Annotated in this window: 18 protein-coding genes; 16 read left to right on the forward strand and 2 right to left on the reverse strand. The window is 41.8% G+C overall.

Going from position 1 to position 14,590, the window contains the following annotated elements:
* Positions 1-55 precede the first annotated feature (55 nt).
* The 10 genes from O3627_RS02210 to O3627_RS02255 all read left to right on the forward strand — a co-directional run bounded on the left by O3627_RS02210 (position 56) and on the right by O3627_RS02255 (position 7,422).
* Complete coding sequence (locus O3627_RS02210; RefSeq protein ID WP_125382367.1) at positions 56-1,003, forward strand: CPBP family intramembrane glutamic endopeptidase; 948 nt, start codon at positions 56-58, stop codon at positions 1,001-1,003.
* A gap of 161 nt (positions 1,004-1,164) precedes the next feature.
* Positions 1,165-3,153 (forward strand): excinuclease ABC subunit UvrB, encoded by a 1,989-nt coding sequence (uvrB, locus tag O3627_RS02215; protein ID WP_125382366.1) that lies wholly within the window; start codon positions 1,165-1,167, stop codon positions 3,151-3,153.
* A gap of 106 nt (positions 3,154-3,259) precedes the next feature.
* Positions 3,260-4,036, forward strand: a complete 777-nt coding sequence (locus O3627_RS02220; protein ID WP_125382364.1) for a hypothetical protein — start codon at positions 3,260-3,262, stop codon at positions 4,034-4,036.
* A gap of 31 nt (positions 4,037-4,067) precedes the next feature.
* Positions 4,068-4,565 (forward strand): GNAT family N-acetyltransferase, encoded by a 498-nt coding sequence (locus O3627_RS02225; RefSeq protein WP_125382363.1) that lies wholly within the window; start codon positions 4,068-4,070, stop codon positions 4,563-4,565.
* A 35-nt stretch (positions 4,566-4,600) separates the two neighbouring features.
* The gene (locus O3627_RS02230) at positions 4,601-5,146 is read left to right on the forward strand and encodes a DUF1697 domain-containing protein (RefSeq protein ID WP_125356849.1); all 546 of its coding nucleotides are present in this window, start codon (positions 4,601-4,603) and stop codon (positions 5,144-5,146) included.
* Complete coding sequence (locus O3627_RS02235) at positions 5,136-5,672, forward strand: hypothetical protein (RefSeq protein WP_125356850.1); 537 nt, start codon at positions 5,136-5,138, stop codon at positions 5,670-5,672. Before O3627_RS02230 ends, O3627_RS02235 begins: the two co-directional genes overlap by 11 nt.
* Positions 5,650-6,093 carry a hypothetical protein gene (locus O3627_RS02240; protein ID WP_002895260.1) on the forward strand — a complete coding sequence of 148 codons (444 nt, stop codon included), beginning with the start codon at positions 5,650-5,652 and terminating at the stop codon, positions 6,091-6,093. The genes O3627_RS02235 and O3627_RS02240 overlap by 23 nt, the downstream gene beginning before the upstream one ends.
* Before the next feature lie 96 nt (positions 6,094-6,189).
* Complete coding sequence (locus O3627_RS02245) at positions 6,190-6,591, forward strand: hypothetical protein (RefSeq protein WP_125356975.1); 402 nt, start codon at positions 6,190-6,192, stop codon at positions 6,589-6,591.
* A gap of 22 nt (positions 6,592-6,613) precedes the next feature.
* Positions 6,614-7,081 carry an 8-oxo-dGTP diphosphatase gene (locus tag O3627_RS02250; RefSeq protein ID WP_125382358.1) on the forward strand — a complete coding sequence of 156 codons (468 nt, stop codon included), beginning with the start codon at positions 6,614-6,616 and terminating at the stop codon, positions 7,079-7,081.
* Between the two features lie 44 nt (positions 7,082-7,125).
* Positions 7,126-7,422, forward strand: coding sequence for a hypothetical protein (locus O3627_RS02255; protein WP_125382356.1), 297 nt, complete (start codon positions 7,126-7,128; stop codon positions 7,420-7,422).
* 120 nt (positions 7,423-7,542) lie between these two features.
* Here O3627_RS02255 and O3627_RS02260 read toward each other — a convergent pair whose 3' ends face one another.
* A complete protein-coding gene (locus O3627_RS02260) occupies positions 7,543-8,076 on the reverse strand; it encodes a transcription repressor NadR (RefSeq protein WP_185756114.1) in 534 nt (177 codons plus the stop codon).
* A gap of 20 nt (positions 8,077-8,096) precedes the next feature.
* Entirely contained in the window at positions 8,097-8,621 is a 525-nt protein-coding gene (locus O3627_RS02265) for a hypothetical protein (protein ID WP_125356851.1), read from the reverse strand.
* 275 nt (positions 8,622-8,896) lie between these two features.
* Here O3627_RS02265 and O3627_RS02270 point away from each other — a divergent pair, with 275 nt between their 5' ends.
* The 6 genes from O3627_RS02270 (at position 8,897) to O3627_RS02295 (ending at position 14,565) form a co-directional block, all read left to right on the forward strand.
* A complete protein-coding gene (locus O3627_RS02270; protein WP_125356852.1) occupies positions 8,897-9,235 on the forward strand; it encodes a zinc ribbon domain-containing protein YjdM in 339 nt (112 codons plus the stop codon).
* Positions 9,236-9,242: 7 nt separating this feature from the next.
* Positions 9,243-9,875: a Pr6Pr family membrane protein gene (locus O3627_RS02275; protein WP_125331385.1), complete on the forward strand. Its 633-nt coding sequence runs from the start codon at positions 9,243-9,245 to the stop codon at positions 9,873-9,875.
* A gap of 135 nt (positions 9,876-10,010) precedes the next feature.
* Positions 10,011-10,916: a pneumococcal-type histidine triad protein gene (locus O3627_RS02280; protein ID WP_185775414.1), complete on the forward strand. Its 906-nt coding sequence runs from the start codon at positions 10,011-10,013 to the stop codon at positions 10,914-10,916.
* Complete coding sequence (locus O3627_RS02285) at positions 10,901-12,520, forward strand: leucine-rich repeat domain-containing protein (protein WP_185775415.1); 1,620 nt, start codon at positions 10,901-10,903, stop codon at positions 12,518-12,520. Before O3627_RS02280 ends, O3627_RS02285 begins: the two co-directional genes overlap by 16 nt.
* A 234-nt stretch (positions 12,521-12,754) precedes the next feature.
* Entirely contained in the window at positions 12,755-13,273 is a 519-nt protein-coding gene (gene pyrR, locus O3627_RS02290; protein WP_125356853.1) for a bifunctional pyr operon transcriptional regulator/uracil phosphoribosyltransferase PyrR, read from the forward strand.
* Between the two features lie 8 nt (positions 13,274-13,281).
* Positions 13,282-14,565 carry a uracil-xanthine permease family protein gene (locus tag O3627_RS02295; RefSeq protein ID WP_049547679.1) on the forward strand — a complete coding sequence of 428 codons (1,284 nt, stop codon included), beginning with the start codon at positions 13,282-13,284 and terminating at the stop codon, positions 14,563-14,565.
* Positions 14,566-14,590: the final 25 nt, after the last annotated feature.

Consider the following 14,590-nt stretch of genomic DNA (forward strand, 5'->3'; position numbering starts at 1 on the left):
GCTCATCCTAAAATAATATGCTATAATAAATTAAAATGAGGAAAGGAATAATTATATGTTTAAATCTCGTATGTTGGATGCTATCAAGCAATCGCGTTATATTCCGCCGATTTGGTTGGCTATCTTGATTGCTATTGGTTTTGTTTATGGAGGAGGAATTTTAAGTTTTGTCGGAATGTTGCCAATTGGTATCATTGTTGGACTCTTGTTTGGCTTTGCAGATCCGACGATTAATCGGACAGAAGCAATGGCAGCCATTAGTCACTATACGGTCTTTTTTCAGCTAGCTGGTTTCTTCTTTATCGCCCTAGCAGTTTTCCTCTGGGTTCGGTATCGTGAGAAGCGTCCTTTTTCTAGTTTGGGATTCTATAAACAAGACTGGTTCAAAAATCTCCTCAAAGGCTTCCTTATTGGAGCCGTTCAGTTTTCACTGGTTGTTGTCTTGCTCTTGGTAACGGGGACAGGCAGTCTGAAATTAGGTCAGCTTAACTTGCAGTCTTTGATTTTTGTCCTAGCTATTATTCCTTTCTGGATTCTCCAAGGTGGGACAGAAGAGCTAGTGACGCGTGGTTGGCTTTTTCCAGCAGTTAGTGCTAAGTCAAATATCTTCATTGGTATCTTGATTTCTAGTGCTCTATTCGGGGCACTGCACCTCTTTAACCCTGGTGTGACCGTTCTTTCTATTGTCAATATCATACTAGACGGTATCTTTGCTTGTTTCCTTATGCTCAAGTATGACAATATGTGGGTGCTGGCTGGTATGCACGGCGCTTGGAATTTTGTGCAAGGAAATATCTATGGTATTCAGGTCAGTGGCCAAGGAGCATCTACCTCAATCTTGAACTATAGCCCACAATCTTCTGTGGATTTGCTGTCCGGTGGAGCTTTTGGTGCTGAAGGATCTATTTTTGCCAGTATCGTCCTGATTGGCTGCATTGCCTATCTCTACTGGTCACTTAAAAAAGAAAATCGCCTGCCTCAGGAGCTGGTCTTTAAGAAATAAGCATTTCGCCCAGTTGAGCTGGGCCTTTTTTATGTCAGTTAACGAGATGAGTGACAAGAGACAGATGATGATAGAATTGCGGGCTTCTTAGTTGTACCCAAATCCAGAGAAAATAGGGCAAATATGGTAAAATGATAGAAGCACAATTTGAGGAATAAAAGATGATTAACAGAATAACAGATAATAAATTTGAATTAGTTTCCAAGTACGAGCCTTCAGGAGATCAGCCCCAGGCTATCGAGCAATTAGTGGATAATATTGAGGGGGGCGAGAAAGCCCAGATTCTCATGGGGGCGACTGGTACTGGTAAGACCTATACCATGAGTCAGGTTATCGCTCAGGTCAACAAGCCGACTCTGGTTATCGCCCATAATAAAACGCTGGCCGGCCAGCTGTATGGTGAGTTCAAGGAGTTCTTCCCCAATAACGCAGTGGAATACTTCGTTTCCTACTATGATTACTACCAGCCTGAGGCCTATGTGCCTTCCAGCGATACATATATTGAAAAGGATAGCTCGGTCAATGACGAGATTGACAAGCTCCGTCACTCAGCGACATCTGCTCTCTTGGAGCGCAATGACGTGATTGTCGTGGCTTCGGTCTCTTGTATCTATGGTCTAGGTTCGCCTAAGGAATACTCTGATAGCGTGGTTAGCCTGCGTCCTGGACTAGAGATTTCCCGTGACAAGTTGCTCAATGATTTGGTAGATATCCAGTTTGAGCGCAATGACATTGACTTTCAGCGGGGGAAATTCCGTGTTCGAGGCGATGTGGTGGAGATTTTCCCAGCTTCTCGGGATGAACATGCCTTTCGAGTGGAATTTTTCGGAGACGAGATTGACCGGATTCGTGAAGTCGAAGCCTTGACAGGTCGAGTCTTGGGTGACGTGGACCATTTGGCCATCTTCCCAGCCACTCACTTCGTGACCAATGAAGACCACATGGAAGTAGCCATTGCTAAGATTCAGGCGGAGCTGGAGGAGCAGCTGGCTATCTTTGAGAAGGAAGGCAAACTTCTGGAAGCTCAGCGCTTGAAACAGCGTACGGAGTATGATATCGAAATGCTGCGCGAGATGGGCTATACGAATGGAGTTGAAAACTATTCTCGTCACATGGATGGTCGAAGCGAAGGAGAGCCGCCTTATACCCTTCTGGACTTTTTCCCTGATGATTTCTTGATTATGATTGATGAGAGTCACATGACCATGGGACAGATTCGGGGCATGTACAATGGCGACCGCTCTCGTAAGGAGATGCTGGTTAATTATGGTTTCCGCCTGCCATCTGCCTTGGATAACCGCCCGCTGCGCCGGGAAGAGTTTGAGAGCCATGTTCACCAGATTGTCTATGTATCGGCTACGCCAGGTGACTATGAAAATGAACAGACGGATACTGTTATTGAGCAGATTATCCGGCCGACAGGGCTTCTGGATCCAGAGGTGGAAGTCCGTCCAACCATGGGACAGATTGATGACCTCTTGGGTGAAATCAATGCCCGTGTTGAAAAGAACGAACGTACCTTTATCACAACCCTGACCAAGAAGATGGCTGAAGACTTGACCGACTACTTCAAGGAAATGGGTGTCAAGGTCAAGTACATGCACTCGGACATCAAGACCTTGGAACGGACTGAGATTATCCGTGATTTGCGCTTGGGTGTCTTTGACGTTCTGGTTGGGATTAACCTGCTGCGCGAGGGAATCGACGTTCCCGAGGTTAGTCTGGTGGCAATCCTTGATGCGGACAAGGAAGGTTTCCTTCGCAACGAGCGTGGCCTTATCCAGACTATTGGCCGGGCAGCCCGCAACAGCGAGGGGCATGTGATTATGTATGCCGATACCATGACCCAGTCCATGCAGCGTGCTATCGATGAAACTGCCCGTCGTCGGGCAATCCAGATGGCATATAACGAAGAGCATGGCATTGTACCGCAGACCATCAAGAAAGAAATCCGAGATCTGATCAGCGTGACCAAGGCTGCCCTGCCAGACAAGGAAGAAACCGTTGAAATCGAAAGTCTCAACAAGCAAGAACGCAAGGACATGATTAAGAAACTAGAAGGTCAGATGCAAGAAGCTGCAGGACTTCTCGACTTCGAACTGGCCGCACAGATTCGCGATATGATTCTGGAAATAAAGGCGATGGATTAGAAAATATAGTTAGCACCAAAGTTGCAAGCTAAGCTCTTAATTGCTTCTCTAGTCAATGAGTCACTATGTGAAAAAAAGTTAGAGAAGTTTAAGTGGGGGAATTGAAGTGAAAAAGGATTTAATTAAACTAATATTTATTTTCTTTATTTCAATTTTTGTCATAGGCATGTTACCTATAGTTCAATTTATTTGGGCATTTATGCCGACAAAACTTGTTACAAAAGAGGAAAAGCAGCATATTGAATATGTTGTGAACACAGCTTTTGAAGATAATTTAGGATTGAAGGTTAAAAAAATAGAGATTCCAACTTGGGTTAGTCATGTTACTTATCAATATGAAGTAAAAGTTCAATTGACTGAAGAGGCGGACAAAATTTTAACAGATGAGTTAGAAGAAAGAACTTATTCCTATTACGCTAATAGTGATGATGAGCCATCTTCCATATTAACAGATCTTACCTTTTCTTCTGTCTTAGATACAAATTCCCATCCAATGTTGAATACCTTATATTTTGACAAAGAGTCTGTTCTAAAGCCGGTGAAATTTAAGAAGCTGAGTACAGATTTAGATTACGATGTAACTGACGACCAAAAAGGGTTTTATCGTGATTTGGTTCAAATTAAAAAGGAACTAAAGTATAATCCCAAGACAGAGAAGTATGAAGCATCAGCAGAGGACATAAAGAAATTGAGAAAGGATATGATCCGATTATCAGAAAAGTATGGAGCTCAATTGAATCTGTATCTCTTTCTAGAAGGAGATGTTCCTGAAGGTGCGAGTTTAAGTGACTATATTGATTTTACTAGCTTACCCAAAAATGTTTATGTAGTTGTTTGGGGAGAAAATGGGAAATTAGATAGTAATGGTTTTCAGGCGGAATGATCTAGATAGTTTTATTCAAGGAGAAAAACAAATGGTCATAACTATCAAAACAATGGATACAGCTGAGGAGATAGAAGGGAAATCCAGAGTTCATTGGCAGACATGGCGTGAAGCTTATGATGAGATTTTGCCTGCGGAATTTCAAGAGCAGATGACTTTGGATAAGTGCCGATTTTATAGTCAAAAGTATCCTGAAAATACCTTGATTGCTTTGGATGATGCTAAAGTAGTTGGCTTTGTTAGCTACGGTGATTTTCGAGACTCAGATACAAGAGCGGGTGAAATTTTCGCCTTGTATGTCTTAAAAGATTATTATGGCGAAGGTGTAGGACAGCAGTTAATACAGGCTACTTTTGCTGCCTTGGATGGTTATCAAGAGATTGTATTGTGGGTGTTAGAAGACAACAAACGTGCCATCGCTTTTTATGAAAAAATGGGTTTTATTTTTGACGGTCAGGAAAAGGTCATTGACTTAGGAAAAGCCGTGAAAGAAAAACGGATGATTTACATTAGAAACTCTAACAGTTAGTTTAGAAATAATAGATATATTTGTAAGGAGCACACATGCGTTATGCACTTTTACTCCGCGGCATCAATGTCGGTGGGAAAAACAAGGTCGTTATGGCTGATTTGAAGAAAGATTTGGCTGGGTTGGGTTTTGAAAATCCAGTTTCCTACATCAATAGTGGCAATCTTTTCTTTGACAGCGAGGAGCGGGAGGAGAGGATTCGAGAGATTTTGTCGGCTTATTTCAGTCAGTCTTATGATTTTTCTCTGCCTTTTGTCCTTGTCAGCTCTGCCATGCTTGAAAAAGAAATAGCCAATCTTCCTGCTTGGTGGCAGGATGAAACAGCCTTTCGGCGCGATGTTCTCTTTTATCTGCCAGAGGTAGACAGGGAAAGCGTTCAAGACCTAGCAGGCAGTTGGGCGAATGACAAGGAGCAGCTGCATTTCGGGCAGACGGCTTTCTTTTATAGCAATGCTGACCAAGCGGATTATCTCAAGTCCAACTACCATAAGAAACTGCTCAAGTCCAGTTTTTACAAGCAACTGACTATCCGGAACGGCAAGACTTTCCAGAAGATTGTGGAGTTGGTGAATGAAAAGTAAAACCAAAAAGAAAAAGAAAAATAAAAGAAAAGTAAAAGTTCAGGAGAACAAGTTTATTCTTTGGTTGGAAAAACATTGGCTAGTAGAAGCTCTTTTAGGTTATATATTCTTTATAATGGTTGCGATTGGAGTGGGATTTTTAACATTTGGGAATAAGTCAATTCCGGGTCCGCTTCGAGAGTTTAAATATGTTAGCCCTTTGTATATAAATTTGGTTTTCTTGATTGCTCTTCCATATTATTCCTGGTTTGGAAGTCTAAGAGAAGAAGGCTTCGACACGTTGAAAGGTTTTTCAGAAGTTTTTCTTTATCTTAATGGTCTACTTTTTCTTTTGCATTATTTTATAGGAATAGAATTAGAAGACGGAGAGGGATTTCTGCCACCATTGTGGAACTTGAATCCTCGCTATGTTTGGTTTCCAATTGCCACCTATTTAATCTTTTTCTTCATTCCAGCGTTAACGATGTTGATTTTAAAATATAATGAAAAAAAGAGGAAAAAACATGACCAAAGAAAATCTATCTAAGTTATTTTCATTTAAAACACTCTATCTGGCCTTGCTAACCTTTGTTATTCTTCATTTGATTTTGTTAGCTTTTGGTCTATCCTTTACTCCAGTTTTGTGGAATAGCTGGTTTTTTATTCTTTGTTTGACCTTCTTTATCCATCCTTGGATAGTCTTTTTTAGGACAAGAGATTTTCAATGGTACCACCTAATTTTTCAATTATTCAGTGCACTAGTGGCACTTTATCTTTGGTTTTCGGCATTCTTTGCTTTGTCAATCATCTCGGATCCAGCAATGCCCATCAATATAGACTATCATATACAAGATAATGAAATCATCATTGTCAGAGGTTTTGTGGTCCATAGTACCTATGAACATCATGAATTGATCAATCCCTTTATCATGAAGTCAGAAGTGAAATATAACGAAGATATGTTTTAATAACTTAGAAAGTGAGCAAATCCATAGTCTGTTTTAGATCTAGTCATAATCTCGAGAAGAGGAAAAATTATTTTGAAATATTTAAATGTGTTTAGAATGGCTTATCTTGCCTTGTTATCCTTTGTCATTTTTCATCTTATTTTATTAACATTTGGTTTAGCATTTATTCCAACTTTGTGGAATATCTGGTTGCTTTGTCTTGGTTTAACCTTGTTGTTGCATTTATGGGCTCGATTTTATAAATCAAGGATAGATCAAAAGCGTCATCTTATTCTAGAGCTTCTTAGTGCTTTTGTAGTTTTTTGTATCTGGGGTGTTTCACTTTTAGCTTTTTCTTTTATAGAAGATTCACGCATTCCAATTACAGTAGATTTTAAAATAGTAGACAGCGAAGCTATCATCGTTAGAGGATCTTTGCTTCATGGTTATCGTGAATACCACGATTTAGTTAATCCTTTTATAATGAAGTCCGAAGTAAAATATCGAGATGAATATTAACAAATAGAAAGCGAGAGAGTCCATGTCACGTTCCCAAGAAACAATTCTAACAAACATCTGCCTTGTTGAAGATGTGTCGCGAGGTAAAGTCCTAATGCAGTATCGCTCTCCAGAGCGCTATCGTTGGTCTGGATATGCTTTTCCGGGTGGTCACATTGAAAAGGGTGAGTCTTTACATGATGCGGTTGTCCGTGAGATTTTAGAGGAAACGGGGTTGACTATTTCTCATCCGAAATTGGTTGGGGTTAAGAACTGGCATACGGATGAAGGAGTTCGCTACATCGTTTTTTGTTACAAAGCGACCGAATTTTCTGGTCAGATTCATTCGACAGAAGAGGGCGAGATTTCTTGGGTAGACAAGGAAACCCTGCCTCAGCTGGACTTGGCCTACGATATGTTAGAACTTCTGCGTATGATGGAAGATGAGGAACTGTCAGAATATTACTATCACGAGCGCATCAAAGGCGGCTGGCGCAAGAGTATGTATTAAAAAATGTTTCCTTTTGTGTCTGAAGTGCAAAGATAGAAAGGTGGATGACTGTCATGATTTCATTATGGATTGCTATTGTTGCATTTTTTCTTTTGGGCTTAAACCATTTTTTTCCTTCTAGAAATGCTGGATTCGGTTTGAGATTTCCATTTGCTTTTCATACTTTAAAAGGATGGAAGCAGAGCCAATCTAGGTTTTATAGATCAGTGATTTTGCTTAATTTGCTCATTTTTCTTTATTCTTTGTACACAGATTTAAGCGAGAATAGGGTCTTGGTCTTGTCAATTATTAGTATTGTATTTTCTGGAATATTAATTTTTTTAATTTCTTTTAAAGAATAGTTTGATTGTTTTATCAGTGATTTTTATAGCGACTATCTATCATTTGAAAGCCGGTTGGCGCAAGAGTATGTACTAAAAAGACTGAATAGGTTGGGGCCTAATCAGTCTTTTTCTTGCTTGTTATTTATCCTGTAAAAATCCTAGGTCTCTCAAGGCAGATTCCACATAGTCCAAATCCTGCTGGGAGTCGGCTTGTACCAGGTGATAGTGGACTCCATCTGTCAGCTCAGATAAGGGGCGAAAGGCACAGGATGCAACCTGTTGGAGAAAATGCTGGACATCTCGGCGGCAGGTCAGCTTCAGATAAGTCTGAATTTCTCCGTAAACTGGATGCTCAACCAAAATAGTCTGTACGCGGCCGCCATTATCCACGATAGCCAGCAGCTCAGCCTCCATATCCTCAGCCCCATGCTGAACCTTGAAGAGCTGATGAACAGCTGCGCTTTCTTGGCGGTCTTTATAAAGATAGCCACGGTTGGTTGAGAGGATGGGAGCACCATCAGCCCGCAAGAGGGCAATATCTTGCACGATAATCTGCCTGGTCACATGGAAATGTTCAGCCAGTGACTGGCCATTGAGGGCAGCAGATGATGTTTTCAAAAGGTTTAATAGTTCTTCTCGTCTTTGCTTGGTCATAGCTTCATTGTAAACCAAAAGTCAGGAATCTTCAAGCTCTAGCGAATCTTTTTCAGCGCTTGATAGATGAACTTAGCAATGACAAAGTCGACCATACTATGGATGATCGTACCAAGTCCAACCAGACCAAATAAGATATAGAAAGCATTAGCAGGATAGGCAGACGTTGTGTAAAAGAGGATGCAGACGGCCACTTCGCCAAAGGCATGAATCAAGGCTAGTAGGAAATTAAATATCCAAGTCTTCTTCTGGCTTTCCAGTGTGTCCGGGTGCTTTTGCAGATAAAGAGCGCCGATGCTAGCAAAGAGCAAGTGGGACAGGGCTCTAAGAGTGATGATAAAAGGAAGTCCGGACATTCCAAACCCAATAGCTGAACCAATCACGACAATCACCGTCATGAGAGGGGAAATAAACATGGCCAAAAAAATAGCGACATGGCTGGCTAAGGTGAAGGAGGCGGGCGGAATGACAATTTTAATCGGCATAACTAGTGGGATAACAATGGCTAGTGCAGTCAAAAAAGCGGTTAGTGTCATAAACTGATTTTTAGATCTTGGTTTCATAGTGACTCCTTTTTATCTGTATATACACTAGTATAGTACACTGTTTTTGCAGAAAGGTCAAGACCTGTAGGAAATCCTAAAAGAGATTTGTCAAAATGCTCAAAATAGCTTATACTAGAAAGGTGTGGAAATAGGAGTAAACTAGATTTTTAGGGATTTAGTTGACCTTCACATCGATTAGGATTCTGCTGGATTTGAAAAATGAAGGAAGAGCTTAATCATATATAGAAGGCTGGTATGGGAATTTAGTAGCCTTGACTAGAAATGGAGAAAAAATGAACAACTTACCAAACTGCCCCAAATGTAATTCAGAGTATGTCTACGAAGATGGAACGTTCTTGGTCTGCCCAGAGTGCGCCTATGAATGGAATCCAGCTGAGGTTCAAGAAGCAGAAGAAGGACCAGTAGCGATCGATGCTAATGGCAATAAGCTGACTGATGGCGACACAGTTACCTTGATTAAGGACCTGAAGGTCAAAGGAGCACCTAAGGATCTCAAGCAAGGAACACGCGTGAAAAATATCCGCATCGTAGAAGGCGACCATAATATCGACTGTAAGATTGACGGCTTCGGTGCGATGAAGCTCAAGTCAGAGTTTGTTAAGAAAATTTGAGGTCTTTATGAATCGTCGTTTTATCTTAATTTATCGAATTATTCTTTTTATCCTGGCCTTTTTGGGTGTGTATCTGGAAATCACTAAGTATGGCGTGGGCATGCTCATGTACTATACGGTTCTGTCCAATCTCTTGGTCCTGCTCTTTACGGGCTATCTGGTCTATCTGATGATGAGACCTGGCGATGCTTGGAAGGCGCCAAAAATCTTGAGAATCAAGGGTGGGGTGACCATGTCCATCATGATTACTTGCGTCGTTTACCACCTCTTGCTGGCTCCCATTGCGACAGATTTTTACCGTCTAGAGAATTTCCTTTGCCATTATATAGTCCCCTTGGCGTTTCTTCTGGATACAGTAATCTTTGACAAATCGCGCCAGTACCGCTGGTTTGATCCGATTTCTTGGACGAGTGTGCCCTTGGTCTACATGGCCTTTGCTCTCTTTAATGGCTTTTTCTTGAAAATAGATATTCCAAGATCCAAGGACAATCCATTTCCTTACTTTTTCCTCAATGTCTTTAAGAAAGGCTGGCCTTATGTCATCCAGATGTGTCTGATTATCTTTGCGGCCTATCTGGTTTTTGGTTTTGTCTTTTACGGGATAAAATCCATCTCTTTCTCAAAGAAGAAGACTTCTTAGAGACATGTACTTGTAGATGAAAAACAGATTTTATCTGTTTTTTTATTTTGCTTCGATTTTTTCTTGCCAATATCAGATTTGTGTGATATAGTTAACTGATTAATGATTGGCTGGTTAAACAAAAAGGAGGAAAGAATGAAACACAATCAGAAACTGTTAGGACTAGCAGGGATCATTCTAGCTTGTAATCTTTGCTTGGCTGCTTGTCAGTCTCAGACATCTCAACAGGAAAGCAGTCAAGAGAAGGTGAAGACCAAGCAAGAAGTGAAGAAGAAAAGTAAGGCGACCAAAAAAGGACAGGTTCCTGGTGTTGATAAGCCGACGGATGATGGTTTCCTCTTCAAAAGCGAGTCTCAAATTAAAGCTAGAACTAGTGAAGGTTTGATTTTAGAGCATGATGGCCATACACACTTTATTTTTTATTCTGATCTAAAGAATAGTAAATGGGCCTATCTGATACCAAAAGATGGGCAAGTGCCTGCAGGCTCCCCTCAGCTGGCAAATCAAATGAGCACTGCTGATGATGGCTATGTTTTTAATCCTAGAGACATTGTCTCAGAAGACCAATACGGCTATGTTGTGCGTCACGGGGATCATTTCCATTATATTTTGAAACAGTCTGTGGGGAATCTTGCACAAGCACCGACCTATCGTCCAACATCTTTTAGCAATCCTACGGGACATATTTATCAGCCAACGCTTAGACCATCTGTCCCCCAGCAGCAAGGGACAAATAAACGCCAGTTTGCTGGAATTGATTACCCTACAAGTGATGGATTCTTATTTAGAGGCACAGGGGTAACAGGCAAACTTGCTACAGGATTGCTGGCAGATCATAATGGTCATACTCATTTCATCCCCTATGAGCAGCTGATTGCTTCACCTTGGGAGTCATTGATTCCCGCAGAACATAAAAAAGCTGCTGAAGATGCCTACTATGGCCTTCACCAGCACCAGCTCCTGCACCTGAACCTACTCCAAGTCCATCAGACAAGGAAGAAGAAGTTGCCAAGAAAAAGGCCTATTTGGCTCAGCAATTAGGAATCGATGAAAGCTTGATTCAAGTGAGCGATACAGATAAAGGAAAGGTATTTATCTATCCGCATGGCGACCACAGCCATTCGACTTTGATCAGTGAGATTGATACGACTAAGCCTTTTGACCCTCATGGAAATCCTCACGCTCATGACGAAGTTGGTATGGCAACCTTGAAATCTCTAGGATTTGATGATGAAATCATTGAGGATATTTTACATGCTACAGCTGACACCCCATTTCCATCAGATGAGACGGATACGGAAAAGATGAAAGCCTGGCTGGCAACTGTGAAGTACCTAAATATCGGGCAGCGCAAAGATCCGCTGGAAAGAAAAGGCTTGGAACTGATGCCAAATATTGAAGTTTTGGGAATTGGCTTTACTCCGATAAAGAACATCAGACCAGTGCTGCAATTTAAACATTTAAAACAGCTGTGGATGACAAAGACGGGCGTTACCAACTATGATTTCTTAAAAGAGATTCCGACCTTGGAAGGCTTGGATATTTCCCAGAATGGCATCACTGATTTATCTTTCTTGAAGGATTACCCAAACCTCAAAACAGTGGCAGCAGCGGGTAATGACCTTACCGATATTACACCTTTAGCTAAGCTGAAAAATCTGGAGTCATTGAACCTTGACTACAACAATATCTCTGATATTTCTGCTTTGACCAAGCTTTCAAAATTAAAAGCGGTAAGTTTAGAGCACAATCAGCTGCACGATATTTCTGCTCTGAGCCAAAAAGAAGATTTAACAAGGCTTTTCTTATCCAACAATCCAAACTTAAATCTCAATTCGCTTAAGGCTTCCCATCTGGAAGAATTAACAGCTGACAATTCCAATGTTGAGAGCTTGAACTTCCTGAAGTCTAATCCAAATCTGACAACTCTAAGCTTAAATGGCAATCGTCTGACTTCGCTGGCAGGAGTTGAAGCTGCTAAGAATTTAGTAACTTTGTCCGCAAGTCAAAACAAGATTACATCTTTGGATATTCCAGCCGCTCAGTCTTCCTTGAAGAATTTAAACTTGGGTGAGAATGAGCTGAAAAACTTGGAAGGGATTAATCAGTTTAGGGCTTTAGACAATCTGGCTGTCAACAAGAATAAAATCACAACCTTAGCGCTGCAGGAACCAAATAAGACAGTGACTTATATCAATGTCAGCGACAATCACATCCCTAAAGCAGAGCTTGAATTGAATGAAAATAAAATTCCGAAAGCCTTGGCGCAGCATTTCCCAGATGTTCAGGGTGGCAGCATTGACAATAATAAGCCGGCTGATCCAAAAGAAGAAAATAAGGAATCGCCTAAGGAAAGTGAGCCTAATAAGGCAGATGTCCAAGGGAAACCATCATCCGATAAGCCAGCCTCAGCTGAAGCAAGCGGCCAAGGAGATTCTAATGATAGCGAGCATCCAGCTGGATCTCCTGAAGCAGAGTTAAACAGTCAAGCTGAGAATCTAGAAAACTCTTCTAAGCCTTCATCAGAAGAAGTGCCAACTACTGAAAATCCTGAATTAACAGACGAGCCATCTCAAGCAGAAGATAAAGAAAATCAAAAGGATTCAAAAGATAAGGAAAAAGAAGAGAAAGAAGCTAATCACTAACCCTTATCCAGTCAAACAGAAAAAATACAATTTTTTTCTTGAAATAGTTTTGAATTTGTGATATAGTATAAAAAATCAAATAATCCTTTAATTCTATCCAGAGAGATAGACAAGGAGCAAGTAAAAAGATGGGTGGAGTGTAAGCAAGTGCGTCTTGTTTCAGCCTACCTGACTAGATTTTTCTGAAGTCTCCTTGTAATAAGGAGACTTTTTCTGTTGTTTGAGGAGGAAAGAATGAAAACAAAAGAAGTTGTCGATGATATCACCATGAATCGTGCGATTACGCGGATTACCTATGAAATCATCGAGCGCAACAAGGACTTGAACCAAATAGTCTTGGCTGGCATTAAGACCCGCGGGGTTCACTTGGCACACCGCATTCAGAAGCGACTGGCTCAGTTGGAGAATATCGATATTCCAGTCGCAGAAGTAGATACCAAGCCTTTTCGAGATGATATCAAAGTTGAGGAAGATACGACAGTGATTCCAGTAGATATTACCGACCGTCAAGTAATCCTAATCGACGATGTCCTCTACACAGGACGGACTATTCGAGCAGCTATTGACAATCTGGTCAGTCACGGACGGCCGTCTAGGGTTGGTCTGGCTGTCTTGGTAGACCGTGGTCACCGTGAGCTGCCTATACGGGCAGACTATGTCGGCAAGAACATTCCGACTAGCCAAACTGAGGAGATTATCGTTGAGATGACCGAAACTGACGGTCAAGATCGCGTGTTGATTATGGGGGAGTAATTAGCTAAATGAGTCAAGATGTTAAGTATGATGTGCATGATATGCCAAAGCCAGGTCTGCTTTTAGGACTGTCCTTTCAGCACTTGTTCGCCATGTTTGGGGCGACAGTCTTGGTACCGATTCTGGTGGGAATTGACCCAGCGGTGGCCCTTTTTTCAAGCGGTCTTGGAACACTGGCCCATCTGACTGTTACCAAGTACAAAATTCCAGCCTACATGGGATCCAGCTTTGCTTATATCGCGGCCATGCAGATGCTGATGAAGACAGATGGTATCGGAGCGGTTGCACAGGGAGCCATCACCGGTGGTTTGGTCTACTTTATCGTGGCACTGATTGTCAAGTTTGCTGGAAATGCTTGGATTGACAAGGTGCTGCCGCCAGTAGTGGTAGGGCCTATCATCATGGTTATTGGTCTGAGCTTGGCTGGAACAGCTGTTAGCGATGTGATGAATAAGACTGTAGCAAATGGCGAAAAGGTTTATGATTTGACCTATTTCATTATTGGTATGGTCACTCTCTTGGCAGTCATTCTCTTTAATATCTATGGTAAGAAGATTGTGGGAATCATCCCAGTCTTGCTAGGCTTGATAGTCGGCTACATTTTTAGCTTGATTTTAGGGGCTGTGACTGGGCAGGAAATTGTTTCTTTTGCCAAGGTAGGAGAAGCTTCTTGGTTCCACCTTCCGCCAATGAGTCTGCCTTTCTTGGACTATGATGTGAAATTTTATCCTAGTGCGATTTTAACCATGGCGCCTATCGCCTTTGTAACCATGACAGAACACTTCGGGCATGTTATGGTGCTGAATAGCTTGACAGGTAAGGACTTCTTCAAGGATCCGGGTCTAGACAAGACTTTGACTGGTGATGGTCTGGCTCAGATTATTGCAGGGCTTTTCGGAGCACCACCAGTGACTAGCTATGGAGAGAATATCGGAGTCATGGCGCTCAATAAAATCTATAGCGTCTATGTCATTGCAGGTGCTGCAGTGCTGGCCATTGTCATGAGCTTTGTGGGCAAGGTCTCAGCCCTGCTCCAATCCATCCCGAGTCCTGTGCTGGGTGGTATTTCCATCGCCCTCTTTGGGGTAATTGCTTCGAGCGGTCTCAAGATTCTGATTGAAGCACAGACCAACTTTGACAATAAAAAGAATCTCTTGATTGCCAGTGTCATCTTGGTATCTGGTATCGGTGGTCTGACCTTGCAGCTGTCGGGTCTGCAAATCTCAGGAGTTGCCTTGTCAACTATTCTGGGAATTGTACTCTATCTTGTCCTGCCTGAGCCCAAGGATTGAGCTAGGTGCTAAATCATTAACTTTC

This window comes from Streptococcus sp. 27098_8_82 (assembly GCF_041431615.1).
In the GTDB taxonomy this organism is placed as follows: Bacteria; Bacillota; Bacilli; order Lactobacillales; family Streptococcaceae; genus Streptococcus; species Streptococcus sanguinis_K.

Excerpts from the sequence above, each read along its gene's own strand:
- O3627_RS02210 (WP_125382367.1), top strand. The coding sequence starts at position 56 with ATGTTTAAATCTCGTATGTTGGATGCTATCAAGCAATCGCGTTATATT.
- O3627_RS02280 (WP_185775414.1), top strand. The coding sequence starts at position 10,011 with ATGAAACACAATCAGAAACTGTTAGGACTAGCAGGGATCATTCTAGCT.
- O3627_RS02270 (WP_125356852.1), top strand. The coding sequence starts at position 8,897 with ATGAACAACTTACCAAACTGCCCCAAATGTAATTCAGAGTATGTCTAC.
- uvrB (WP_125382366.1), top strand. The coding sequence starts at position 1,165 with ATGATTAACAGAATAACAGATAATAAATTTGAATTAGTTTCCAAGTAC.
- pyrR (WP_125356853.1), top strand. The coding sequence starts at position 12,755 with ATGAAAACAAAAGAAGTTGTCGATGATATCACCATGAATCGTGCGATT.
- O3627_RS02245 (WP_125356975.1), top strand. The coding sequence starts at position 6,190 with ATGGCTTATCTTGCCTTGTTATCCTTTGTCATTTTTCATCTTATTTTA.
- O3627_RS02240 (WP_002895260.1), top strand. The coding sequence starts at position 5,650 with ATGACCAAAGAAAATCTATCTAAGTTATTTTCATTTAAAACACTCTAT.
- O3627_RS02295 (WP_049547679.1), top strand. The coding sequence starts at position 13,282 with ATGAGTCAAGATGTTAAGTATGATGTGCATGATATGCCAAAGCCAGGT.
- O3627_RS02235 (WP_125356850.1), top strand. The coding sequence starts at position 5,136 with ATGAAAAGTAAAACCAAAAAGAAAAAGAAAAATAAAAGAAAAGTAAAA.
- O3627_RS02225 (WP_125382363.1), top strand. The coding sequence starts at position 4,068 with ATGGTCATAACTATCAAAACAATGGATACAGCTGAGGAGATAGAAGGG.
- O3627_RS02230 (WP_125356849.1), top strand. The coding sequence starts at position 4,601 with ATGCGTTATGCACTTTTACTCCGCGGCATCAATGTCGGTGGGAAAAAC.
- O3627_RS02255 (WP_125382356.1), top strand. The coding sequence starts at position 7,126 with ATGACTGTCATGATTTCATTATGGATTGCTATTGTTGCATTTTTTCTT.
- O3627_RS02250 (WP_125382358.1), top strand. The coding sequence starts at position 6,614 with ATGTCACGTTCCCAAGAAACAATTCTAACAAACATCTGCCTTGTTGAA.
- O3627_RS02265 (WP_125356851.1), bottom strand. The coding sequence starts at position 8,621 with ATGAAACCAAGATCTAAAAATCAGTTTATGACACTAACCGCTTTTTTG.
- O3627_RS02275 (WP_125331385.1), top strand. The coding sequence starts at position 9,243 with ATGAATCGTCGTTTTATCTTAATTTATCGAATTATTCTTTTTATCCTG.